This is a genomic window from Pseudomonas sp. RC10-4-2 (assembly GCF_050433085.1).
Taxonomy (GTDB): domain Bacteria; phylum Pseudomonadota; class Gammaproteobacteria; order Pseudomonadales; family Pseudomonadaceae; genus Pseudomonas; species Pseudomonas aeruginosa.
In genome coordinates, this window is sequence record NZ_JBNPXX010000003.1 from 700,320 (window position 1) to 724,437 (window position 24,118).

The following is a 24,118-nucleotide window of genomic DNA, read 5'->3' on the forward strand; positions in this document are numbered from 1 at the left end:
CTACCCTCCCTGTCCGTCGCGATCGAGCAGCGGCAAGGCGTCTTCCACAGCGTCGAGGATATTGCCGTAGGCGCCGCAGCGGCACAGGTTGCCGCTCATGCCCTCGCGGATCTCCGCCCGCGAGCGCGCCCGCCCCTCGCTCGCCAAGCCAAGGGCCGAACAGATCTGTCCGGGCGTGCAGTAGCCGCACTGGAAGGCATCATGGCGGATGAACGCCTGTTGCAGGGGATGCAGGCGATCACCCTCGGCCAGACCTTCGATGGTAGTCAGTGCATCGCCGTCGCACATCACCGCCAGCGTCAGGCAGGCGTTGATCCGGCGACCGTTGCGCAACACCGTGCAAGCGCCGCATTGGCCGTGGTCGCAGCCCTTCTTGCTGCCCACCAGGTCGAGCCGCTCGCGCAGCAGGTCGAGCAGCGTCAGCCACGGGGGTACTCTCAGCTCTCGGCGCTGGCCATTGATCAGCAGGCTGATCGGCAGGTCCGCCGGCTCCGGATTGGTCATGGTACAAGCCTCACGGTCGGTGCATCGGCGCGGCGGATGCCGCTTTTTCAGGTCCGACCGAACGGCTCGAAGATACGTTCAAAGTAAATGACGGCCATGGCCATGCCACAAAGGCGGGCGGATGCTCGACGCCTGCGCCGCTATCGGCCGCCGGAGCCCTGCGCCGAGGTCACTTGAACAGGCTCGACACCACCCGCGCCACGTGCTCGGCGCCCTTGCTGATCTCCTGCATGATGCCGGCCACGGTGGTGATCTGGTTGTTGTTCTCCTGGGCGCTGGACTCGATGGTCTGCATGTTGTGGTTGATCTGCTGGGTCAGCTTGACGTTCTCGGTGACCACGTTCTTGATCTCCACCGTGGCGCCGCTGGTGCGCGCCGCCAGTTGCCGCACCTCGTCGGCGACCACCGCGAAGCCGCGCCCCATGTCGCCGGCGCGAGCCGCCTCGATGGCGGCGTTGAGGGCCAGCAGGTTGGTCTGTTCGGCGACGCTCTGGATGGTGGTGACGATGTTCTCGATGTCCTTGGTCTGGTGGGTGAGCTGGGAAATCAGGCCGACGGCGGTGTTGACCATCGACAGGGTCTTGGCCGACAGGGCGACGGACTGGTCGAGGGAGTCGATGCCGCGGGTGGAAATCTGCGCGGTCTCTTCCGCGGTGGAGAACGACAGCTCGGCGGCGCGCCGTACTTCCTCGTTGCGATTGACCTGCTCGGTAACGTCGATGGCGAACTTGATGACCTTGATTATCCGCCCCGAACTGTCCTTGACCGGGTTGTAGGTGGCTTCAATATGTACCCGCTCGCCGGCGGCGCTGCGGCGCTCGAAATGCCCGCGGGAGAATTCGCCGTGCCGCAGCCGAGCCCAGAAATCCGGGTTCTCCCGATAGAACTCGTCGAAGCAGAGCATGCGGTGGTGCTGGCCCTTGAGCGACTTGAGGCTGTAGCCGAAGAGACGCAGAAAGTTCTCGTTGGCATCGAGTATCTCGCCGTCCGGGGTGAACTCGATGACCGCCATGGACTGGCGTATGGCGTCGTTGATCGCGTTGAGCAGGAGCAGTTCGGAATGGTTGCGGGTCACGTCGGCGGCGATCTTCAGCACCTCGACGACCGCCCCTTCGGCATTCTTCACCGGGAAATAGGTGGCCTCCAGCCAGACCGGCGTACCATCGCGCCGCAGGCGCTTGAACACACCGCGCTGGGGCGTGCCGCTGGCCAGTTCCTTCCAGAAGCGCACGTAGGCGGCGGAGGCCTGGAAGTCCTCTTCGCAGAAGATCCGATGGTGCTTGCCGACCAGCTCGTCCGCCGAGTAGCCGACCACCGCGAGGAACAGCGGGTTGGCGGACAGTATCTGGCCATCGGGAGTGAAACGGATGGTGGCGACGTTCTGCCCGATGGCATCGAGTCGCCACGCCAGGTCTTCATCCTTGGCGGCGCTTTCCACCGCCCTGCTTTTTCTGCCGAAGAGCATCGCGCACGACTCCTTGATGGCGCCTGTCCATCGCGAGGGAGTGGAGAACCGGAGATAGCCGTCCTACCGCTAAACGCCAGTGTAGATCGGGCTCCGGCAACTTTCCTCGGCGCCCGCATCGCCGTCCGTCCCCTAGCGGGCGGGACCCAGCGGGGCGCGCGATGCCAGGATCGCCAGGCCGGCCAGCCCGACTACCGAGACGCTCTGGTTGAGGCAGGCATTGGTACGCCCAGACAATCGCCCCGCGCCCGTGCATCAGCCAGGCTGCGAGCCATGCCAGCGCCGGTCCGCGCTATGATCGCTGCGCCCGGACTGACCGCGCTCCGACCTCGCGCCGTCGTATCCCGAAACCCACTTCCAGGAGGAAGCACATGGCAACCGATCTCTACGCGCTGGCCGAACAGGTCGAGGACGAAGCGGGTTTCCTGCGCTTCCTCGCCGCGCTGGCGGCGGACTGGGAGGAAGACCGCCGCCTCGCCGCCGCCAACCCGCCGAAACCGTTCGGCCCCAGCCCGCTGGGTTGGGAGAACGGCAGCATCGGTGGCTTCCTCGATGCCGCCGCGACCTGGGGCGAGGACTCCCGCGACGGCCTGCCGGGCTATTCCAGGCCGGAGAATGCCTGGCGGCGCGCGGCGCAGCTGATGCTGGCGGGCAAGTTCTATGAATGACTTCAAGTCCGCCCTGGCGCCCTTCCCGCCCGACTACCCGAGGGGCTTGCCGGGCAACCGACGGCAGGTGCCGATACTGCATCGCGACGCGGACTTCCTCCTGCGCGCGCTGCAACCCGACGATTTCGTCCGGACCAGCCGCTACGAGAACGCCAACCGCGAGCACCTGGCGCCATGGGAGCCGCTGCGCGACCCGGGGTATTTTTCCGTGGACAACGCCCGCGCCCGCACCCTGCTACAGGTGGCGAGCATGGACGAAGGCGAGGCGCTTCTCCTGCTGTTGCTCGATCCCGACGACGGCGAGGTGCTGGGGCGCTGCAGCTACACCAATATCGTCCGCGGGGTATTCCAGGCCTGCCACCTGGGCTTTTCCCTGGCCGCTGCGGCGCAGGGCCGCGGCCTGATGGCACGAGCCCTGCGGGTAGCCAACCGGTATTGCTTCGAGCAGCTCGGCCTGCACCGGATCATGGCCAGCCACCTGCCGCGCAACGCACGCAGCGAGCGCCTGCTGGAAAGCCTCGGCTTCGAGAAGGAAGGCTACGCCCGCGCCTACCTGAAGATCGCCGGGGTCTGGGAAGACCATGTGCTACGGGCGCTGGTGGACGCTCCGCGCTGAACCGACGTGCAAATGCGCAACGGGACGCCAGGCGTCCCGTTCCGCTCACCAGGCCCGCCGGTCAACCGCGGGCGAGGTCGCCACGCAGTTCGCGGGCGGCGGCGACCATGTTCACCAGCGCTGCCTCGGTTTCCGGCCAGGCGCGGGTCTTCAGGCCGCAGTCCGGGTTGACCCAGAGCCGCTCGGCGGGTATCCGCCGGGCCGCCTTGCGCAGCAGCGCGACGATCTCTTCCCGGCTCGGCACGCGCGGCGAATGGATGTCGTAGACGCCCGGACCGATCTCGTTCGGGTAGTCGAACTGCTCGAAGGCCTCCAGCAGCTCCATGTCCGAACGCGAAGTCTCGATGGTGATCACGTCGGCGTCCATGGCGGCGATGGACTCGATCACATCGTTGAACTCGCTGTAGCACATGTGCGTATGGATCTGGGTTTCGTCGCGGACTCCGGAGGCGCACAGGCGGAAGGCCTCGGTGGCCCACTCCAGATAGTGCGGCCAGGCGTTGCGGCGCAGCGGCAGGCCTTCGCGGAAAGCCGCCTCGTCGATCTGCACGATCCTGATGCCGGCGGCCTCCAGGTCGACCACTTCGTCGCGGATCGCCAGGGCCAACTGGCGCGCCTGCACCTCGCGAGACACGTCCTCGCGCGGGAAGGACCACATCAGCATGGTCACCGGGCCGGTCAGCATGCCCTTCATCACCTTGTCGGTAAGGCTCTGGGCGTACCTGATCCACTCCACGGTCATGGCCCGCGGACGGCTCAGGTCGCCATAGATCACCGCCGGCTTCACGCAGCGCGAGCCGTAGCTCTGCACCCAGCCGAAGCGGGTGAAGACGTAGCCGTCCAGTTGCTCGGCGAAGTACTCGACCATGTCGTTGCGCTCGGCTTCGCCGTGTACCAGCACGTCCAGCCCCAGTTGTTCCTGGATCTGCACCGCATGGCGGATCTCGCTGTGCATCGCCTCGATGTACTCGGCCTCGCTCAGCTTGCCCTGCTTGAACGACTGGCGGGCCAGGCGGATCGACGAGGTCTGCGGGAAAGAGCCGATGGTAGTGGTCGGGAACGCCGGCAGGTCGAGCCCGGCACGCTGCCTGGCGATGCGTTCGGCGAACGGCGAGCGACGCTGGGCGTCGCTGGCCTTGATCGCGGCCAGGCGCGCCTGCACGGCCGGCTTGTGGATTCGCGGCGAGGAAGCGCGGCTGGCCTGGACCGCACGGCTCTCTTCCAGGGCGGCAAGCACCTCGGCGGCTTCCGGCTCAGTGGCGGCACGGGCCAGCACCGCGACTTCGCGGCACTTCTGCACGGCGAAGGCCAGCCAGCTCTTCAGCTCGGCGTCCAGCCCGTCTTCGCGTTCCAGGTCCACCGGGCTGTGCAGCAGCGAGCAGGACGGCGCGACCCACAGCCGCTCGCCCAGGCGCTCCCGGGCATGGCGCACCACCTCCAGGGCTTTCTCCAGGTCGCAGCGCCAGACGTTGCGCCCGTTGACCAGGCCCAGCGAGACGACCTTGTAGGCCGGCAGGCGGTCGAGGATGCTCGGATACTGTCCCGGCGCTCGCACCAGGTCGATGTGCAGGCCGTCCACCGGGAGGTTGGCGGCCAGGCCCAGGTTGTCTTCCAGGCCGCCGAAGTAGGTGGCGACCAGCTTCTTCAGCGGTTCGCTCTGTAGCAGGTTGTAGGCGCGCTCGAAGGCGTTCTTCCATGCCTGCGGCAGGTCGAGGACCAGGATCGGCTCGTCGATCTGCACCCACTCCACGCCCTGGCCGGCGAGACGACGCAAGATCTGGCCGTAGAGCGGCAGCAGGCGGTCCAGCAGGTCGAGCCTGTCGAACTCGGCGCCCTTGGCCTTGCCCAGCCACAGGTAGGTCAGCGGACCGATCAGCACCGGCTTCACCTGGTGGCCGAGGGCCCTGGCCTCGTCGACCTCCTCGAACAGTTGTTCCCAGCTCAGCTGGAACTGCTGGTCGGCGCTGAACTCGGGGACCAGGTAGTGATAGTTGGTGTCGAACCACTTGGTCATTTCCTGGGCATGGGCACCGCCGCAACAACTGTCGTCGCTGACGCCACGGGCCATGCCGAACAGGGTATGCAGGGTCGGCCCGGCCTCGCCGTGCGCCCGGAAGCGCTCGGGGATCACGCCGAAGGTCAGCGAATGGGTCAGCACCTGGTCATACCAGGCGAAATCGCCGACCGGCAGCAACTGGATGCCGGCGTCCTTCTGTACCTGCCAGTGGGCGGCGCGCAGCTGCCGGCCGACGGCCCGCAGGCCGGCCTCGTCCAGCTCGCCCTTCCAGAACGCTTCCTGGGCTTTTTTCAGTTCGCGATCGCGTCCGATGCGTGGGAAGCCGAGAGTGTGGGCCAGGGCCATGGGTGTTCCTCCAGTCGAAAGGTCGATGGAGGGATTCTCGGGAGACTCATGCCATGAGACAAACTCAATTTCTTCGTGATGAAATCAAGTTTCCCTCATGATCATCCTCGCACCCTGACCTCGGCGCCCTCCTCACTTGCGCTTGCGGATCGCCATGCGCCGAGGCTTGAGGCCGCCAGCCGCGGCAGCGCCGGCCTCGCCGTCGACCACGGGCTGCATCCTGGCTCGCGCCGCGTGCAGCTTCTTGTAGCTGTCAATCAGCCGCAGGTGCCGGTCGAGCCCTTCCAGCTTCATGCTGGTCGGCGTCAGGCCGAAGAAGCGCACGCTGCCGTCCACCGAGCCCAGCGCGGCATCCATCCGCGCGTCGCCGAACATGCGGCGGAAATTGGCCTCGTAGTCGGCGATCTCCAGCTCGTCGTCGAGGACGACCTCCAGCACCACGTTCAGCGCCTGGTAGAACAGGCCGCGCTCGACGCTGTTGTCGTTGTACTGGAGGAACGCCTCCACGCCTTCCTTGGCGTCTTCGAAGCGCTTCAGGGCGAGGCCGATGAGCACTTTCAGCTCGAGGATGGTCAGTTGGCCCCAGACCGTGTTGTCGTCGAACTCGACGCCGATCAGCGTGGTGATGTCGGTGTAGTCGTCCACCTCGCAGTCTTCCAGGCGCTCCAGCAACGCCCCGAGCGCAGCATCGTCGAGGCGGTGCAGGTTGAGGATGTCCTCGCGGAACGCCAGGGCCTTGTTGGTGTTGTCCCAGATCAGGTCTTCCACCGGATAGATTTCCGAGTAGCCCGGCACCAGGATCCGGCAGGCCGTAGCGCCGAGGTGCTCGTACACCGCCATGTAGACCTGCTTGCCCATGGCTTCGAGGATGCCGAACAGGGTCGCGGCTTCCTCGGCGTTGGCAGCCTCGCCCTGCCGGGTGAAGTCCCACTCGACGAACGGGAAATCGGCCTTGGCGCTGAAGAAGCGCCAGGACACCACGCCGCTGGAATCGATGAAATGCTCGACGAAGTTGTTCGGCTCGGTCAGCGCATGGCTTTCGAAGGTCGGCTGGGGCAGGTCGTTCAGGCCTTCGAAGCTGCGCCCCTGGAGTAGTTCGGTCAGGCTGCGCTCCAGGGCCACCTCGAAGCTCGGGTGGGCGCCGAAGGAAGCGAACACGCCGCCGGTGCGCGGATTCATCAGGGTCACGCACATCACCGGGAATTCGCCGCCCAGCGAGGCGTCCTTGACCAGTACCGGGAAGCCCTGCTCTTCCAGGCCGCGGATCCCGGCGAGGATGCCCGGGTACTTGGCCAGCACCTCCGGCGGCACGTCCGGCAGCGCCAGCTCGCCTTCGAGGATTTGCCGCTTGACCGCACGCTCGAAGATCTCCGACAGGCACTGCACCTGCGCTTCGGCCAGGGTATTGCCGGCGCTCATGCCGTTGCTGAGGTAGAGGTTCTCGATCAGGTTGGAGGGGAAATACACCACCTGGCCGTCGGACTGGCGCACGAAGGGCAAGGCGCAGATACCGCGCTGCACGTTGCCCGAGTTGGTGTCGTACAGGTGCGAGCCACGCAGCTCGCCGTCGGGGTCGTAGATCGCCAGGCAATGGCCGTCGAGCAGTCCCAGCGGCAGCGCATCGTCGCGGCCGGGCTTGAACCAGCGTTCGTCCGGGTAATGGACGAACGCCGCATTGGCGATCTCTTCTCCCCAGTACTGGTCGTTGTAGAAGAAGTTGCAGTTCAGCCGCTCGATGAATTCGCCCAGCGCCGAGGCCAGCGCGCTTTCCTTGCTCGCGCCCTTGCCGTTGGTGAAGCACATCGGCGACTGCGCATCGCGGATGTGCAGCGACCAGACGTTGGGCACGATGTTGCGCCAGGAGGCGATCTCGATCTTCATGCCGAGGCCGGCGAGGATGGCCGACAGGTTGGCGATGGTCTGCTCCAGCGGCAGGTCCTTGCCCGGGATGCGCGTGCAGCCGGCGGCATCGGTGCCGGGCATCAGCAGCGCCTGGGCGTCGGCATCGAGGTTGTCGACCTCCTCGATGACGAACTCGGGCCCGGTCTGCACCACCTTCTTCACCGTGCAGCGGTCGATGGAGCGGAGGATGCCCTGGCGGTCCTTCTCCGAGATGTCGGCCGGCAGTTCCACCTGGATCTTGAAGATCTGCCGGTAGCGGTTCTCCGGGTCGACGATGTTGTTCTGCGACAGGCGTATGTTGTCGGTGGGGATGTTGCGCGTCTGGCAGTACAGCTTGACGAAGTAGGCGGCACACAGCGCCGACGACGCCAGGAAGTAGTCGAACGGCCCCGGCGCGGAGCCGTCGCCCTTGTAGCGGATCGGCTGGTCGGCGATCACCGTGAAATCATCGAACCTGGCTTCCAGTCGAAGGTTATCGAGAAAATTGACCTTTACTTCCACGGCGAGCACCAAGAGAAACGGAAACCGGCCATTATCCGGGAACTCCGGGCAAAAGTCCCAGCTCTCCGCCGTACGCGTCGCTACTTGCCGGCCTCCCCGCCGCTCTCCGGCACGTAGATCATCCGTCCGTCGGCCAAGCGGTAGGTCACCCCGGCGCGGCTGCCCTGCCCTTCGCCGATCTCGCCGCTGGCCTGGTAGCGCTTCAGCTCCTTGCCGTCCTTGACCAGCATGCGCATGTCCGCCTCGCCGGGATTCTCGACCACCACCACCTTGTCCTGGCTGAACGGGTTGAGCGGGTTCTGCACGATGACGATCAGGAGGATGCCGATCACCACCAGGAACAGGTCGATCAGGTTGACCATCGAGAGGATCGGGTCGTCCGCCTCGTCGTGTTCGAGGAAGCGCATCAGCCGGCCTCCCGCGCACGTTCGACGGCGCGCAGTTCCTGGAGCAGCCAGCGGCGACGCACGGTGAGGATGAAGAAGGTGATGCTGGCGGCGACCAGGGCCAGGATCACCGCGGAAAACGCCACCACCAGGTTCTCGCCGATCCCCTGGGCGTCGTTGCGGGTCAGCGCCAGCAGCGCCGGCCCCATGGGGATCATGGTCGCCACCAGGCCGAGCATCGGCGCGCTGCGCGAGGTGATCCGCAGCCATTCCTGGCGCTGCATGATCCACAGTTCGAGGTCGTCGCTGTTGCCGCCATGCAGCGCCTGCCAGGCCGCCAGGCGCGAGCGGTAGCGCCCGCGACGGCGCTGCCAGGCTTCCATGGCGAAGCCGCCGAGGGCGACGAAGGCGTAGGCCAGCGCGGCGAGGATCAACAGCAGCACCGGCAGCAGGAACAGGCGGGTGAGTTCGTAGAGGCTGGTTTCCAGACCATTCATGAGCGATTTTCCATCGGACGACGATTGACTACGGATTGCCGGACGGCGCCGGCGGCGAACAGCGCGAGCAGCACGGCGGCGGCCAGCCGGAGCCACGGCTGCGGCTCGCCGGACGGCGGCGGCGCGACTTCTTCGAGGACGCGGCCGCTGACCGTTTCGCCGGCACCGGACGCGGCCGCGCCCTCTGCCTGCGCCGCGGCCTCGCCGAAACCGCCGGCCATCCGTTCGATGAATTCACGGGTGGTCGCCGCGCCGACCTCGCCGGCGCCGGCGGCCGCCAGTTGCCGCCAGCGCTCGGCCAGTTCGCGGCGGGTCTGCTCGCTGGCGTCCCAGTAGCCCTTGCGGATGGCCTCGGCCATGCGCGCGATGATCTGCGCCTGGGCGGTCGGATTGTGCGTTTCGAACCACTCGGCGAGACCCAGCTCGCGGCGGTCCATGACGAAGGTGTCGTGCAACGCCTGCCACTGGTCGGCGCGGACCATGGTGCGATCCGCCGCCTGCCAGCCCCACAGGTTGTTGGCCAGGTCGAGCATTTCCAGGCTGCCGGCGTAGCCCTCGCGCTGCATCGCGGCGATCCACTGCGGGCTGAGGTAGCGCCCGCGCAGCTCGCTGGCGAGGAACTGCGCGGCGGCCGTGGTGCGCGGCTGGCGCTGGCGCAGGTCGGCGATGTACAGCGCCGGGCTGGCGCCGTCGAGGTGGCGTACCGCCAGCGACAGGCCGCCGAGGTACTCGAACGGGTGGTCGGTGGAGAGCACGCCGTTGAGCGTCGAGGAGCGCGAGAGGATCGCCGCCTGTACACCCTTCAACTGTTCGGCGAACAGGTTGCCCCCATCCAGCTTCACGCCCCAGTCGCGACTGCCGTAGGCGTACTGCAAGCGCCCGAGGAACTGCTCGGCGAGCGCCGAGTCGTCGTCCCAGCGGGTGGAATCGAGGGTCAGTTGCGTTACCCCGGTGCCGTAGTCGCCCGGCGCATTGCCGAACAGCCGCAGGCGCGACAGGCGCTGCGCCAGTGGCGCTTCGACGCCGCGTTCGCGCAGGCGCCGCTCCAGCGCCTGGCTGTTGCGCGCCAGCGGGTTGCCCGGCTCGTCCAGCGCGGCGAGGCGCTCGATGGCCTCGGCGAGCAGGCGCATGAAGCCGTCGAACTGGTCGCGGTAGACACTGGTCACCTGTAGCACCACGTCCACCCGTGGACGCCCCAGTTCCGCCGCCGGCACGATGTCCAGCGCCAGCAGGCGGCCACCGGCGTCCCAGCGCGGGCGCAGGCCGAGGGCGTGCAGCGCCTGGCTTTCGACGATGCCCAGGTGGCGCATGGTTTCCGACGACCAGAGGCTGAAGGCGAGCTTTTCCGGCGCCCTGCCCTGGTGCTCGGCGCGGTAGCTTTCCAGCAGTTGGCCGAAGGCCTCGGCGCCGGCTTCGTAGGCGGCGCGGGTCGGTACCTTGTCGGCCTCGAAGGCGAACAGGTTGCGCCCGCTGGGTACCTGTGGATTGCGGATCGGATCGCCGCCCGGCCCGGGCGCGACGAAGCGCCCGGCGAGGCCGGCGAGCAGCGCCTCCAGTTCGCCGGTGTCGGCGAGCTGGCGGTCCAGTTCGCGGGCGCGCAGCAACTGCTCGCGCAGGCGCGGATCGGCCACCTTGGCGATCTCGCCGCCGTCGCGCAGGTAGCGTTGCAGCGTGCGGTAGGCACGACCTTCCCGCAGCGCCCTGAAATCGGCGGCGAACAGTTCGTCGGGGTCGAGACCGAGCGCGCGGTAGTAGGGCTCGCCGAGCTGCTGCATGACGGTGCCCAGGCGCAGCTCCGGCGAGGCGGCGACACCGAAGGTGTGCAGCCCCAGCGGCATCGCCGAGCCGGCCAGTCGGTGCAGGTGGTCGTGGAGCACGCCGAGGAACGCCGGGAAATCCTCGCGCATCGCTGCCTCGCTCCAGCCCAGGTCGTCGTTCATGTGCGCCGCCCGCACCGCCGCGCGGATCTGCTCGGCGCTGCGTTCGCGCACCGCGCCCTCGTCCAGTTGCTGGTATTCGTGGATCAACTGGTGCAGGTCGCGCAGTTCGTCGTACAGCCCGGCCGGGGCGAACGACGGCGTCTGGTGGCTGACGGTGACCGCGCGCCCGCGCCGGCGCGCCTGGATCGCCTCGCCAACGTTGTCCTGGATGTACGGGTAGAACACCGGCAGGTCGCCGAGCGCCCGCAGCGGGTAGTCGCCCACCGCCAGCCCGCGGTCCTTGCCGGGTAGCCATTCCTGGGTGCCATGGGTGCCGAAATGGATCAGCGCGTCGGCGCCGAAACCCTCGCGGACGAACTGGTAGACCGCCAGGTAGAGATGGTCCGGCGGCACCGCGCTGTCGTGGTAGGCCTCGCCCGGACGGCCGGCACGCGGCGGCTGCGGCAACAGCAGCAGATTACCCAGGCGCGCCGCCGGGAACACGAAGCGTCGCTGGCCGTCGATATCGCGCAAGGCCCAATGTCGACGCGGGTCGCCCCAGCGCGCGCGCATCTCCTCGCGCAGATCCGCCGGCAGCGCCTCGAACCAGTGCAGGTAGGCGTCCAGCGGCAGGCTCGCGGCGAGGCCGTCGCGATGCAGCGCGTCCAGGGTCTGCGGCCGGTAGTAGCCGCCGAGCAGGCGCTGGGCGGTATCGATCAGCGCGCTTTCGTCGCTCGTCGCAACCCGGTAGCCGGCCGCCCGCAGCGCTTCGCCGAGACGGGCCAGGCTGGCCGGTACATTGAGATGCGAGGCGGCGACGTTCTTCTCGCCCTCCGGGTGGTTCCAGAACATCAGCGCCAGGTGCTTGTCCGCCGCCGGCAGGCGACGCAGGCGCAGCAGCCGGTCGAGCTTGTCCAGCAGGGCCTCGGCCTGCCCGGCCATCAGCTTCGGCTCGCCGTTCTCCAGGGCGCTGATGACCAGCGGATCGCTCATTCCCCAGGTTTCCGGCATGCCGAGGAAGGCCGCCGCGGTACGCGGCGCCACCCCGCTGGCGGCGGCCAGCCAGTCGGCCTCGTTGCCGTCGCGGTAGCCGAGGGTCTGCAATACCGGCACGTCCAGCGCGAGGAACTCGGCACGGCGCGCCGGGCCGTTCTGCAGGTGCTGCAGGTTGACCAGCGCCTGGACATCGGCGCCAGCGAAGGACTTCCTCAACGCCTCCGGATCGCTGTCGTCGAACCACACCGCCAGCGGCGCCTGGCCGTGCCGCTCGCTACGCCGCAACAGTTCGTCGATGGCGCCGGTCTGGGCGTCGGCGATGGCGCCGCGCGGGATCAGGAAGGCGATGCGCGGGGCATCGCTGGCCCAGCGCGAGGCGCCCCAGGCCAGGTAGTCGGCGAGGCCGGCGAACGGCGCCGGTGCGTCGGGATGATAGAAGCCGGCCTGCGCCAGGGGCTGCGGCGCCGGCAACGCGTCGACGGGCAGGCCGGCATGCCAGCGTCGGACCGCCTCGAACAGCCGGCGCAGGTTGGCTTCGCCGCCGTTCGCGTAGTAGCCGACCAGGCGCCCGCCCAGCGCCGCCGGCAGGTTGCCGAAACCCGGCGGACCGCCGCCGACGCGGATCCAGGGTTGCGTCCCGCCTTGCAAGCGCTCGCCCAGCGCCTGCTCGACCTGGGCGCGATCGGTCGGCCGCGGCGTGTCGAGGATCAGCAGGTCGCCGCCGTCCAGCCACTCGCCGGGCGGCGCCTCGCCGATGCCGAGGCGCAGGCCGCGCAACTCGACACCGGCCTCGCGCGCCCAACCGGCTAGGCGCTGGTGCTTGCCCGGGAGGACGAAATCGCTGCTGAGCAGACGCACCTGGGCCGGCTCCGCCCAGGCACAGAGACTGGCCAGCAGCGCGCCGCAGAAGAGTAGCGAACGGCGCATCAGAAGCTCGCCACCAGGCCGAGATGGAAGGTCCGCCCAGGTTCGGCATAGGTGAAGTGCGTGTCGTCGTCGGCCAGGCGCTGGTCGCCGAGGTTCTCGATGCCGCCGCGCAGCGTCAGGTTCTCGCTGAGTTTCTGGCTCAGCTCCAGGTGCCACAGGCTGTAGGCCGGCAAGGCGTAGCCGACGTTGCTGCTGTAGGCCACCTGGCTGCCGACGTATTCGGTGCGCAACTGGGCGCTGAAGCGGGCATTGGGGCTCCAGCGCAATTGGCTGTTGGCGAGGTGCCGGGAGCGATCGCCGAGGCGCTGGCCGGCGGTGCGGTTGCGCGCGTCGAGGTAGGTGTAGTTGAGTTCCCAGCGCAGGTCCGCCGGCAGGTCCACGCCGCCGCCCAGCTCGAGGCCGCGGATCCGTGCCCTGTCGACGTTCTCGTAGTTGCGTATCTCGCCGCCGCGCACCCCGCAGCGCGCTACGCAGACGGTCTGGATCAGGTCGCGGACATCGTTCTCGAACACCGTGCCCTTCAGCGACCAGCCATCGCCCTGGTAGTCGGCGCCCAGTTCGTAGGACGTATTGGTCTCCGGCTTCAGGTCGGGATTGCCGTAGATGGTGAAGCGCCCGCCGCCACCGACCGCCGCATACTCCGGCGATAGCTGCTTCAGGCTCGGCGCCTTGTAGCCGCGGCCGACGCCGGCGCGCAGGGTCAGCGCATCGGAAAGGTGGTGCAGCAGGTACAGGCGCGGACTGCTTTCCCAGCCGAACGCCTCGTGCTTGTCGAAGCGGCTGCCGAGGGTCAGCGACCAGTCCGGGCCGAAGGCGATCTCGTCCTGCAGGAACAGCGCCTTGTGTCGCGCGCTGGCGTCGCCGGCGGTATTCACCGAGCGATCCTCCAGTTCTTCCTTGCGCCATTCGCCGCCGAGGGTGAAGAGATGTCGCTCGAAGGCCGGCACGCTGAGGTGGCCGTCGACCACGCTGTCGGTAAGGCGCTGCGGGTTGCTCGGCGGTTGTCCGTCGGAACGCGCGTTGTGCCGCTCCAGGCGGTTGCGGTAGGTGCGCAGCTGGCTGCTGCCCCAGTCCCACTGGCCATTGTGGGCGAGCGACCAGCGCTCGCGTTCGATCACGTCGCGCGACTCGTAGTAGCGCGAGCGCGGCCCTCCGGTCTCGCTGTTGCGCCAGCGTCGTTCGCGCCCGCGCTGGTGGCCGAGGTCGATGCGCTGGGCGTCGTCCGGGGTCCAGCTGAGGTTCAGCCCACCGCTGTCGGCGTTGCCGCCTTCCAGCTCGGAGAGCCGGCGCTCGTCGGCGTCCGGGGTTTCCTGCTGGCGGCGGCTCTCGCCGTTCAGGGCGAGGCCCAGCTTGCCGGGCACCAGCGGCCCGGCGAGATAGGCGCCGAGCTGGTGGCTCTGCCCGCCGAGGCCGTCCTCGCGCACGCCGCCATCGAGCAGACCGCTGCCCGTCCAGGTATCGGTGGCGCGCCGGGTGATCACGTTCACCACCCCGCCGAGGGCTTCCGAACCGTAGAGCGAGGACATCGGTCCGCGTACCACCTCGATACGCTCGATGCTCTCCACCGGCACCCAGCCGAGGTCGAAGTCGGAATGGGCGATGGCCCCGGACGAGGTGGAGATCCGCTGGCCGTCCACCAGCACCAGGGTGTGCTCGCTGGACATGCCGCGAACGCTGATGCCCCGCCGGGACATGCCGACGCCGTTGAACTGCAGGCTTTCCGAACCGCGCAGGGCTTCCTGCAGGTCGCGCACCGGGCGCCGCCGCAGGTCCTCGGCGGCGATCAGCGAAACGCTGGCCGGGGCGTCGCGCAGCTTGCGCTCGGTAGTGGTGGCGCTGACCACGGTCGGCTCCAGGTCGACCGGCGCGGCCAGCGCCAGGCAGGGAAGCAGGTAGAGGAACGGCACGGCGCGGGCCAGCCGCAGCGGAGGAAGACGGTGCGGGGAGGAATGGGGGGTCATGGTCGGCAGGTATGAATTATGAATACTTATAAGTTATAACATAACATTTCTTCGAATGAAGAATGCCCGCCGTTTCTTCTTCATCGAGGCGAGGGAACGTCTCGCTCGCCGTATCCCTCGAAGCACAGGACCCCACTCTCAACCGGGCATGCCCCCCAGGAGGAAAGATGACCGCAACCGAGCAGATCATGGCGCTCCTCGAACGCTGGGACCGCCAGCAGGAGGGCTACATCCGCCAGCGCGAGGAGCGCTACGAGGCGATGTTCCAGTTGCTCGAAGACCTCTTCGGCCGCGACGGGCGCTTCACCGCCATCGACGCCGCCTGCGGCCCGGGCTCCCTCGGCCGGCGCCTGCTCGAACGCTTCCCGGCGGCGCGGGTGGTGGCGCTGGACGCCGACGTCATGCTGCTGGAGATCGCGCGTACGGCGCTGGCCGGTTTCGCCGAACGGGTCCGCGTGGTGGAGTGCGACCTCACCGATCCAGGCTGGACCGAACGGGTCGCCGAAGCGCGCGAGTCCCTCGCCGGCGAACGGCCCGCGGCGCTGCTCTCTTCCACCGCGTTGCACTGGCTGTCGCCCGCCGAACTCGCCGGGTTCTACGCCCAGGCCGGCGAGCTGCTCGCCCCCGGCGGCGTGCTGCTGAACGCCGACCACATGCGCTACGACCGACGCTGGCCGGGACTCGCGGAATTGTCCCGGAAGCACCGCGAGCGGGTCCTCCAGGCGTCCGTGGCCAGCGGCGCGGACAGTTGGGAAGACTGGTGGCAACGCGCCGCGCAGATCCCCCGGCTGGCCCCGCTGAAGGCGCAGCGCGACGCCCATTTCGCGCGGCGCCCGCTCAGGCGCGCCAGCGAAGACGAAGACTGCTCGCTCGATTTCCATCTCGCCGCCCTGCGCCAGGCGGGTTTCGCCGAGGCCGCCACGGTCTGGCAGCAGTTGGACAACTACGTCGTCTTCGCCCGCCTCGCCCAGGCCTGATACGCCGTCACCCGAGCACGGGGAATACCTCCAATGGAACCCGGCCAATCCGCCGGACGTTGACGCAGATCAACGCCGGCTCGGCATCGCTCGCCAGAATCCACAACATATTGTTGTTTTGCAAAATCAAAACACATCATGTTGTGGAGAAGTTGAAATGACCCAGCCCCGGAAGGCTACCTGGCCGGCCACCCTGCTCAAGCGCAACGGACGTGAAGTCCCTTTCGATCCCGGCAAGATCGAACGCGCCATCGCCGCCGCCGGCCAAGCCACCGGCGAGTTCGACCCGCAGCAGGCGCAGGCGCTCGCCGAACGCGTGGTGGAACGCCTGCCGGAACGCGCCTGCCTGGATATCGAACGGGTCCAGGACCTGGTCGAACGGGTGCTGATGGAGGCCGGCCACTACCCTACGGCGCGCGCCTACGTGGTCTACCGCGAACGCCACGGCCGGCTGCGCCGCGAGCGCAAGACCCTGGTGGACGTCGCCGCGTCGATGAACGAATACCTGTCCCGCGAGGATTGGCGGGTGCGCGCCAACGCCAACCAGGGCTATTCCCTCGGCGGGCTGATCCTCAACGTATCCGGCAAGGTCACCGCGAACTACTGGCTGGATGAGGTCTACGATGCCGACATCGCCGCCGCCCACCGCGACGCCGACCTGCATATCCACGACCTCGACATGCTCGCCGGCTATTGCGCCGGCTGGTCGCTGCGCACCTTGCTGAACGAAGGCCTGAACGGCGTGCCGGGGCGGGTCGAGGCCGGTCCGCCGAAGCACCTGGGCAGCGCCCTGGGGCAGATGGTCAACTTCCTCGGCACCCTGCAGAACGAGTGGGCCGGGGCCCAGGCCTTCAGCTCCTTCGATACCTACCTGGCGCCCTACGTGCGCAAGGACCGCCTCGACTACGCCAGCGTGCGCCAGGCCCTCCAGGAGTTCATCTACAACCTCAACGTGCCGTCGCGCTGGGGCACCCAGACGCCCTTCACCAACCTGACCTTCGACTGGGTCTGCCCGGACGACCTGCGCGACCAGGTGCCGCGCATCGGCGGCGAGGAGATGCCCTTCGCCTACGGCGAGCTGCAGGCCGAGATGGACCTGATCAACCGCGCCTACATCGAGGTGATGCAGGCCGGCGATGCCCACGGCCGGGTATTCACCTTCCCGATCCCGACCTACAACATCACCCACGACTTCCCCTGGGACAGCGACAACGCCACGCGCCTGTTCGAGATGACCGCGCGCTACGGCCTGCCCTACTTCCAGAACTTCCTCAACTCGGACATGCAGCCCAACCAGGTGCGCTCGATGTGCTGCCGCCTGCAACTGGACGTGCGCGAACTGCTCAAGCGTGGCAACGGCCTGTTCGGCTCGGCGGAGCAGACCGGCTCGCTGGGCGTGGTGACGATCAACTGCGCGCGCCTGGGCTATCGCCACCGTGGCGACGCCGCCGGCCTCTACCGCCAGCTCGACCACCTGCTCGAACTCGCCTTCGCCAGCCTGGAGCTGAAGCGCAAGGTGATCCAGCAGCACATGGATGCCGGCCTCTATCCCTACACCCGACGCTACCTGGGCACCCTGCGCAACCATTTCTCCACCATCGGCGTGAACGGCCTGCACGAGATGGTGCGCAACTTCAGCGACGACCGCGAGGGACTGCACAGCGAAGCCGGGCGCGAGATGGCCCTGGCCCTGCTCGATCACGTGCGCGCGCGGCTGGTGGGTTTCCAGGAGGACAGCGGGCACCTCTACAACCTGGAAGCCACGCCCGCCGAGGGCACCACCTATCGCTTCGCCCGCGAGGACCGCAAGCGCTATCCGCGCATCCTCCAGGCCGGCACGCCGGAGGCGCCCTACTACACCAACTCCTCGCAACTGCCGGTGGGCTTCACCGACGACCCGTTCGAGGCGCTGGAGCTGCAGGACGCCCTGCAATGCAAGTACACCGGCGGCACCGTGCTGCATCTCTACATGGCCGAGCGGATTTCCTCCGCCGAAGCCTGCAAGACCCTGGTGCGCACCGCCCTCGGTCGCTTCCGCCTGCCGTACCTGACCGTCACCCCCACCTTCTCGATCTGCCCGCGGCACGGCTACCTGGCCGGCGAGCACGAGTTCTGCCCGAAGTGCGACGAGGAGCTGCTGCAACGCTCCACGCCCAAGAGCTGTTGCGGCGGCTGCGGCGGTTGAGTCGCCTGTCGTTCCTTTCATCCACCAGCAAGGAGTACCACCGATGAACCCCAACCAGTTGCCCGAAGGCCAGCGCCAGCGCTGCGAAGTCTGGACCCGCGTGATGGGCTACCACCGTCCCGTGGCAGCGTTCAATGCCGGCAAGCAGTCCGAGCATCGCGAACGCCGCCATTTCCGCGAGACGCGATGAGCGCTACGCTCAGGGTCGGGGGCCTGGTGCCCCTGACCACCCTCGACTACCCCGGCCTGCTCGCCTGCGTGCTGTTCTGCCAGGGCTGCGCCTGGCGCTGCCGCTACTGCCACAACCCGGAACTGATCGCGCCGCGCGGCGCGGAGGAAATCCCCTGGTCACGCCTGCTCGACTTCCTCCGCCGACGCCAGGGCCTGTTGCAGGCGGTGGTCTTCAGCGGCGGCGAGGCGACCCTGCAGGCGGCCCTCGGCGACGCCATGCGCACGGTCCGCGAACTGGGTTTCCGCGTCGGCCTGCACAGCGCCGGCATCAACCCCCGCGCCTTCGCCCGGGTGCTGGCGCAGAGCGACTGGGTGGGCTTCGACGTCAAGGCGCCGGCCGAGGACGTCGCCGCCATTACCGGCGTGGACGGCAGCGGCGCGGCCAACTGGCGCAGCCTGGAATGCCTGCTGGACAGCGGCGTGGCCTACGAATGCCGGACCACGGTGCACTGGCGCTTGTTCGATAGCGAACGCCTCTGGCGCCTGGCGACGCGCCTGCGCGAGATGGGCGTGAAGCGCTTCGCCGTACAACTGGCGCGCCCGGCCCGCCAGCTCGATCCGCAGCTTCTCGCGAAGCCCGCGCCGCAGGGCGCTGCGCAGCTATGGCGAGAACTGGAAGAGCTGTTTCCCGCCTTCGAACTGCGCGACGCCTGAGCCTCCGGTTCAGCGGTGCCGCTCGGGCCTGCCAGCTCGCTCGGACAGGGCGGGCAGTCCCGACCAGGCCTGTCCTTCACAAGACTCATACGATCGTACGAGAGCACCTCCTCGATTCCTAGTTGCGTCCAATTGTCGCGGACGGCGCCGCTCGCCACCCTTGCTCCAGATTCAGCGACCCCGGACCCGCGCCATGAAACTCACGCTCACCCCTCCCCTGACCCCCAGCCACTGGATGCGCTCGACCGACCTGGCCGACGCCGCCAGCGCCCCCCTCGTCGGCACCCACTCGGCGGACGTGGCGATAGTCGGCGGCGGTTTCGTCGGGCTCTGGACCGCCATCACCCTCAAGCAACTGGAGCCGGACGCACGGGTCCTGCTGCTGGAGCAGGACGTCTGCGGCGGCGGCGCTTCCGGCAGGAACGGTGGTTTCGTGATGTCCTGGTGGCCGAAGATCGGCACCTTGCTGGGCTTCTGCAGCGAGGCGCAGGCGCGCTTCCTTGGCGAAAGCGCGGAGCGGGCGATCCAGGAACTCGGGGAGTTCTGCGCGCGGCATGACATCGATGCGCACTTCCAGCAGAAGGGCTGGCTGTGGACCGCCACCACGGCGCACCACCTCGACGCCTGGAACGATACCCTCGCCGCCTGCGAACGGCTCGGCGTCAGTCCCTTCGAACGCCTCGACGCCAGCGAAGTGGCACGCCGGACCGGTTCGCCGGTGCATCTCGCCGGGGTCTTCGAGCGCAGCAATGCCACCGTGCAACCAGCCTTGCTGGTGCAAGGCATGCGCCGCGTGGCGCTGGCCCTCGGCGTGGAAATCCACGAGCGTTGTGGCGTCAGCCAGATCGTTCCCGGCCAGCCGGCACAGCTGCTGAGCGCCGGGGCCCGGGTCCAGGCCAAGGCGGTGGTTCTCGCGACCAACGCCTGGTCGGCCGCCCTGCCCAGGCTCTCCAGGCTGATCGTGCCGGTGAACAGTTCCATCGCGGTTACCGAGGCGATACCGCAACGGCTGGAGCGAATCGGCTGGACCGGCGGGGAAGCCATCACCGATTCCCAACTGATGGTGGACTACTACCGCACCACCCGCGACGGGCGCATCGCCTTCGGCAAGGGCACCGGCGCCATCAGCTACGGCTCGCGCATCGGCCGGGTATTCGACGTCGACCGGGAGAGCCTGGCCCTGACCGAGGCCGACTTCCGCCGCACCTATCCCTCGCTAGGCGACATCCCGCTGGTCGACGGCTGGTCCGGCCCCATCGACCGTACCTACGACAGCCTGCCGGTCTTCGGCCGCCTGCACGAGAACATCCACTACGGCATCGGCTGGAGCGGCAACGGCGTGGGACCGAGCCGCCTGGGCGGGCGGATCCTCGCCAGCCTCGCCCTCGGCCGCGACGACCCGTGGAGCCGTTGTCCGCTGGTAGAACGCCGCTGCCGGAGCTTCCCCCCCGAGCCGCTGCGCTACCTGGGTGGCTCCCTGGTGCGCAACGCCGTCCTGCGCAAGGAACGCGCGGAACTCGCCGGTACCGCGCCCTCGGCCACCGACCGCTTTCTCGCGCGCTTCGCCCCCGCCGGCCTTGAAGACAAATCCTGAGGAGCCCATGGCATGAACCCTTCGCTCATCCGTCTCGACGACGAAAGTCCTTTCACCTCGCCCACGCCCGTCGGCCAGCCCCTGGGCGAACCGGTAGCCCTGACCCGTACCGCGGCCCACCGCCCGCTCGCCGACGGCAACGGCGTGACCGGCATCTGGGAATGCACCCCGGGGCGCTTCCGCCGACAGGTCGAGCAGGCCGAGTACAGCTACATCGTCAGCGGTGAAGGTCGCTTCACCCCCGACGAAGGCCAGGCCGTGGAGTTTCGCGCCGGCGACGCGCTCTATTTCGCCGCTGCCACCCAGGGCACCTGGGACATCCGCCAGACCGTGCGCAAGACCTACCTGATCTTCGACTGACCCCGAAGAACCGAACTCCACCGCCCTGACAGAGGAAACAAGAAATGGGTATGCGAGAAGCGAACGACAACGCATCGGGCCTCAAGGCCCATCCCCTGGGCTCGCTCGAGACGATCGCGATCATCATCGGCACCAACATCGGCGCCGGCGTGCTGAGCATGGCCTACGCCGCCCGCAAGGTCGGCTACGTGCCGTTGCTGGTATGCCTGGCCCTGACCTGCCTCTTCTGCATCGTCACCATGCTCTACGTGACCGAAGCCTGCCTGAGAACCCGCGGCAACAACCAGCTCAGCGGCCTCTCCCGGCGTTACCTGGGCCCGCTCGGCGGCTGGCTGATCTTCATCGCGGTGGCGGCCAACAGCTACGGGGCCCTGGTCGCCTACATGACCGGCAGCGGCAACATCATGCTCGAGTTCTTCGGCCAGTACGGCCTCACGCGCCAGGTCGGCAGCCTGATCTTCTTCGTCCCCTCGGCGCTGGTGCTCTACCTGGGCCTGAAGGCGCTCGGCGTGGGCGAGAAGCTGATCAGCGCCGGCATGGTGGCCATCGTCTGCATCCTCATCGGCGCTACCCTGATGCACGACGACGCCCGTCTCGCCCACCTTTGGCAGAGCCAGTGGCAATACGTGGTTCCAGTGTTCAACCTGGCGGTCTTCGTGTTCGGCGCGCAGTTCCTGGTTCCGGAGCTGGTGCGCGGCAACCTGGCAACCCCCGGGCGCGTGCCGCGCCTGATCGTGGTCGGCATGCTGCTGACCTTCCTGCTGGTGGCGGCCATTCCTGCCTCGGTCATCGCCCTGGTCGGCCCCGACAACCTCAGCGAGGTGGCGACCTTGAGCTGGGGACGCTCCCTCGGCCAATGGGCCTACTACGTGGCGAACACCTTCGCCTTGCTGGCGATGCTGACCTCCTACTGGGGACTCGGCGGGTGCCTGTTCACCAATATCTTCGACCACTTCCGCCTGGGCAGCGAAACCAACCGGCGCAAACGCCTGGCGGTGCTCGCCGCGGTCTCGGTCCCGCCGTTCCTGCTGGCCTATGCGGGGCTCGGCGGCTTCGTGAACGCGCTGTACTTCGCCGGTACCTTCGGCGGCGTACTGATGGGCATCATCCCCATCCTCCTGCTCAACGCGGCGCGGCGCCACGGCGACCAACTGCCGGCATTCAGCTGCGGCTGGTATGCCCATCCGCTGATACAGGGGCTGATCGTCCTGGTGTTCGCCTCCAGCGGGGTCTATGCGATCGCCTCGGCACTGGGGATGCTGCCCGCCAGTTGGTGACAGGGCGCGCTGCCTGCGCCCGGGGCGATTACACTGAAGGCCCATGCCTGGAGTTTCCTGGACATGCCGCAGAGCATCCGCCACCTGATCGCCCTCCCCGAACTCCGTTCACGCCTGCTGAGCGGAGCCGGCGGCCTCGACCGCCCGGTTCGCTGGGCGCATGTCTGCGAACTCGACGACCCCACCGAATGGCTCGGCGAGGGTGACCTGCTGATGACCACCGGGCTGGGCATACCGAGCGAGGCCGAGCGGCAACGGCGTTACGTCCGAAGACTGGCCGAGGCCGGCCTGGCAGGCATGATGATCGGCGAGAACATGGAGGCCCCGAGCGACCTCGATGCCCTGCGCGAGACGGCCGAGGCCCTGGGCTTCCCGTTGATTCTCACCCACTACGGCGTCCCTTTCGCCGCCGTGACCCGGGCCATCGTCGATGCGGGGCAGAAAGACGAATACGAGCGCCGCAACGCCCTGGCCCGGATATACGAAAGCGCCCGGTTGAGCATGCAGGGACTGGGCCTGCCGGCGCTGCTGCAACGCCTCGGCAAGGACGTGCGGAGCAGCCTCTACCTCATTGTTCCCGACACCCTGGCGGCCTGGCAGCCAGGCCTGCCAGGGCTGCCCGTGGAGTTGGCCGACGCGCTGCGCAACCGCCGTCGCGAGCAGGCGGAGCCGCAGCCGATGGTCCTTCGCCATCCGCTCGCGGAAGGCGAAGCGCTCAGCATCGGCATTCCCTCCGACCGGAACTGCCTGCTGATAGCCCTGGGCGAGCGGCTGCCGGACTACAGCCTCCTGCACCACCTGACGGCAGTGCTCGGCATAGAGATCGAACGGCTGCGCGTCGAAAGCGAACGCCACCTGCGCCTGGGTTCGGAATTGCTCGACGACCTGCTGCAACGACGGCTATACCGGGAACAAGCCGAGGAGCGGCTGGAGGAACTGCTGCCCGGGCTCGATCTCGACGATGCAGTCGTTTCCGTGACAAGTTCCGAGGGGCTCGCGACCGACCCTATCGGTCTTTTCCGGGGCCACGACTCACGCCTGCTGGTTCGCGCGCAAGGCCAGGAAATCATTCTGCTGCACCAGGCCGGCCTCGCCTCGACACTGCAGGAAGCCCTGGACAGCTCGCTGGGCGTGAGCGCCCCGCTCCGTCGTGCCGAACGTTGCGCCGAGGCCTTGCGCGAAGCGCGTCTGGCCCTGGCCCACAGCCATTCCCGGCGACCGTTGTGTCGCTACGCGGAACTGGACGACGAGGCGCCCTGGCTACCCAGAAGCCTCGCCGAGGCCGAGCGGGCGTTCCGTCTGGTCCTCGGCGCCCTCCACGACTATGACGCGGCCAATGGCTCCGCACTGCTACACACGCTGCAGGTCTTTCTCGAGGAAAACAGGTCCTGGTTGAACGCCGCGCAGCGGCTACACATACACAAGCAGAGCCTGGTCTACCGGATACGCCGCATCGAGGAAATCAGCGGTCGCTCGCTGGACAGCACCGCCGATGTGGCGACCCTCTGGTTCGCCTTGCAGGCAACCCGGCTGTCGCCGGAAGCGAGGGGCAGGACGGCGAAGGGCAGCCTCCTGGAGCAGTCCGCGCACCATGGCGGCGACATGGACTGACGGCGGAGCCCGATACCTGGCGCTTGCAGGGCGACGCCGCCGCCAACAGGCGCGGCCAGGAACGGTTGCCTGGCAGCGGCGTGGCCTGTGGATGCCGGACCACGGTGCATCGCAGCGAGCGCCGTTGCGAATGCATTAATCCCCCTTGCTAGCTAGCCACCCCGCCGCTGGAGCGGCGCGGCCCGCGCTTCTAGGCTCGAACGGTAAGACGGAAGCCCATCGGCGCGGCGCAAAGGAGGCCTGCGATGCGTAACGGAATCCACGCTGTATCCGCCCCGCTACCCACCCTGTTCGTATCTCCGCCGGCGGTCTTCACTGCCTCCCTCGAGCGACTTCCCCCACACGCTCGGCAGGCCCCCGCCGCCCAGCGCCCGCCGGGGTCGCCCGGCATTCCCGGCAGCGCCCGGTTGCAGACTGGCGCCACCACGTCCCGCTGACGTCCCAACGCCGACGGCCATGCCGTCGCAAGCGCTTCATCCCCCGCGATCCGCCCGTCGCGCTCGTCCCCATCGGGACCAACCGGGC

18 protein-coding genes and 1 pseudogene are annotated in these 24,118 nt (G+C 68.3%); 10 read left to right on the forward strand and 9 right to left on the reverse strand.

All coding sequences use genetic code 11. The features are described 5' to 3' along the window. The 3 genes and pseudogenes from FHW81_RS18670 to FHW81_RS18680 all read right to left on the reverse strand — a co-directional run. A complete protein-coding gene (locus FHW81_RS18670) occupies positions 1 to 504 on the reverse strand; it encodes a (2Fe-2S)-binding protein (protein WP_012614257.1) in 504 nt (167 codons plus the stop codon). A 169-nt stretch (positions 505 to 673) separates the two neighbouring features. Beyond that, positions 674 to 1,225, reverse strand: a complete 552-nt coding sequence (locus tag FHW81_RS18675) for a methyl-accepting chemotaxis protein (RefSeq protein ID WP_369700333.1) — start codon at positions 1,223 to 1,225, stop codon at positions 674 to 676. Beyond that, positions 1,202 to 1,969 (reverse strand): annotated as a pseudogene (locus tag FHW81_RS18680) (PAS domain-containing protein); the annotation flags it as partial. The pseudogene FHW81_RS18680 and the gene FHW81_RS18675, both read right to left, overlap by 24 nt. A 371-nt stretch (positions 1,970 to 2,340) precedes the next feature. Here FHW81_RS18680 and FHW81_RS18685 point away from each other — a divergent pair. Further along, positions 2,341 to 2,637: a DUF7660 family protein gene (locus tag FHW81_RS18685; protein ID WP_003114923.1), complete on the forward strand. Its 297-nt coding sequence runs from the start codon at positions 2,341 to 2,343 to the stop codon at positions 2,635 to 2,637. 46 nt (positions 2,638 to 2,683) lie between these two features. Next, positions 2,684 to 3,253: a GNAT family N-acetyltransferase gene (locus FHW81_RS18690; protein ID WP_003119171.1), complete on the forward strand. Its 570-nt coding sequence runs from the start codon at positions 2,684 to 2,686 to the stop codon at positions 3,251 to 3,253. 61 nt (positions 3,254 to 3,314) lie between these two features. Here the strand turns inward: FHW81_RS18690 and metE are convergent, their stop codons facing one another. From metE to FHW81_RS18720, 6 genes are all read right to left on the reverse strand, one after another. Next, positions 3,315 to 5,615 (reverse strand): 5-methyltetrahydropteroyltriglutamate--homocysteine S-methyltransferase, encoded by a 2,301-nt coding sequence (gene metE, locus FHW81_RS18695; protein ID WP_106120668.1) that lies wholly within the window; start codon positions 5,613 to 5,615, stop codon positions 3,315 to 3,317. A 132-nt stretch (positions 5,616 to 5,747) separates the two neighbouring features. Beyond that, entirely contained in the window at positions 5,748 to 8,018 is a 2,271-nt protein-coding gene (locus FHW81_RS18700; RefSeq protein ID WP_031627920.1) for an OsmC domain/YcaO domain-containing protein, read from the reverse strand. A gap of 80 nt (positions 8,019 to 8,098) precedes the next feature. Further along, a complete protein-coding gene (locus FHW81_RS18705) occupies positions 8,099 to 8,425 on the reverse strand; it encodes a DUF2149 domain-containing protein (RefSeq protein ID WP_003088238.1) in 327 nt (108 codons plus the stop codon). Further along, positions 8,425 to 8,901: a MotA/TolQ/ExbB proton channel family protein gene (locus FHW81_RS18710; RefSeq protein ID WP_034054856.1), complete on the reverse strand. Its 477-nt coding sequence runs from the start codon at positions 8,899 to 8,901 to the stop codon at positions 8,425 to 8,427. Before FHW81_RS18710 ends, FHW81_RS18705 begins: the two co-directional genes overlap by 1 nt. After that, complete coding sequence (gene cobN, locus FHW81_RS18715; protein ID WP_033982102.1) at positions 8,898 to 12,743, reverse strand: cobaltochelatase subunit CobN; 3,846 nt, start codon at positions 12,741 to 12,743, stop codon at positions 8,898 to 8,900. Before cobN ends, FHW81_RS18710 begins: the two co-directional genes overlap by 4 nt. After that, positions 12,743 to 14,704, reverse strand: coding sequence for a TonB-dependent receptor domain-containing protein (locus FHW81_RS18720; protein ID WP_003144445.1), 1,962 nt, complete (start codon positions 14,702 to 14,704; stop codon positions 12,743 to 12,745). The genes cobN and FHW81_RS18720 overlap by 1 nt, the downstream gene beginning before the upstream one ends. Before the next feature lie 167 nt (positions 14,705 to 14,871). Here FHW81_RS18720 and FHW81_RS18725 point away from each other — a divergent pair, with 167 nt between their 5' ends. From FHW81_RS18725 to FHW81_RS18760, 8 genes are all read left to right on the forward strand, one after another. Next, positions 14,872 to 15,681, forward strand: a complete 810-nt coding sequence (locus FHW81_RS18725) for a class I SAM-dependent methyltransferase (RefSeq protein ID WP_003088221.1) — start codon at positions 14,872 to 14,874, stop codon at positions 15,679 to 15,681. A 157-nt stretch (positions 15,682 to 15,838) separates the two neighbouring features. Further along, positions 15,839 to 17,866 (forward strand): ribonucleoside triphosphate reductase, encoded by a 2,028-nt coding sequence (locus tag FHW81_RS18730; RefSeq protein ID WP_003111559.1) that lies wholly within the window; start codon positions 15,839 to 15,841, stop codon positions 17,864 to 17,866. A gap of 43 nt (positions 17,867 to 17,909) precedes the next feature. After that, positions 17,910 to 18,056 carry an anaerobic ribonucleoside-triphosphate reductase gene (gene nrdD / locus FHW81_RS18735; protein ID WP_003088212.1) on the forward strand — a complete coding sequence of 49 codons (147 nt, stop codon included), beginning with the start codon at positions 17,910 to 17,912 and terminating at the stop codon, positions 18,054 to 18,056. Further along, entirely contained in the window at positions 18,053 to 18,751 is a 699-nt protein-coding gene (locus FHW81_RS18740) for an anaerobic ribonucleoside-triphosphate reductase activating protein (RefSeq protein WP_023088034.1), read from the forward strand. Before nrdD ends, FHW81_RS18740 begins: the two co-directional genes overlap by 4 nt. A 193-nt stretch (positions 18,752 to 18,944) precedes the next feature. Next, on the forward strand, positions 18,945 to 20,345 hold the full coding sequence (locus FHW81_RS18745; RefSeq protein ID WP_003119176.1) for an NAD(P)/FAD-dependent oxidoreductase: 1,401 nt from the start codon (positions 18,945 to 18,947) through the stop codon (positions 20,343 to 20,345). Positions 20,346 to 20,357: 12 nt separating this feature from the next. Continuing rightward, complete coding sequence (locus tag FHW81_RS18750; protein ID WP_003088200.1) at positions 20,358 to 20,705, forward strand: cupin domain-containing protein; 348 nt, start codon at positions 20,358 to 20,360, stop codon at positions 20,703 to 20,705. Positions 20,706 to 20,749: 44 nt separating this feature from the next. After that, a complete protein-coding gene (locus FHW81_RS18755; RefSeq protein ID WP_003105845.1) occupies positions 20,750 to 21,982 on the forward strand; it encodes an aromatic amino acid transport family protein in 1,233 nt (410 codons plus the stop codon). Positions 21,983 to 22,045: 63 nt separating this feature from the next. Then, on the forward strand, positions 22,046 to 23,593 hold the full coding sequence (locus FHW81_RS18760) for a PucR family transcriptional regulator (protein WP_023091398.1): 1,548 nt from the start codon (positions 22,046 to 22,048) through the stop codon (positions 23,591 to 23,593). The last annotated feature ends 525 nt before the right edge of the window (positions 23,594 to 24,118 follow it).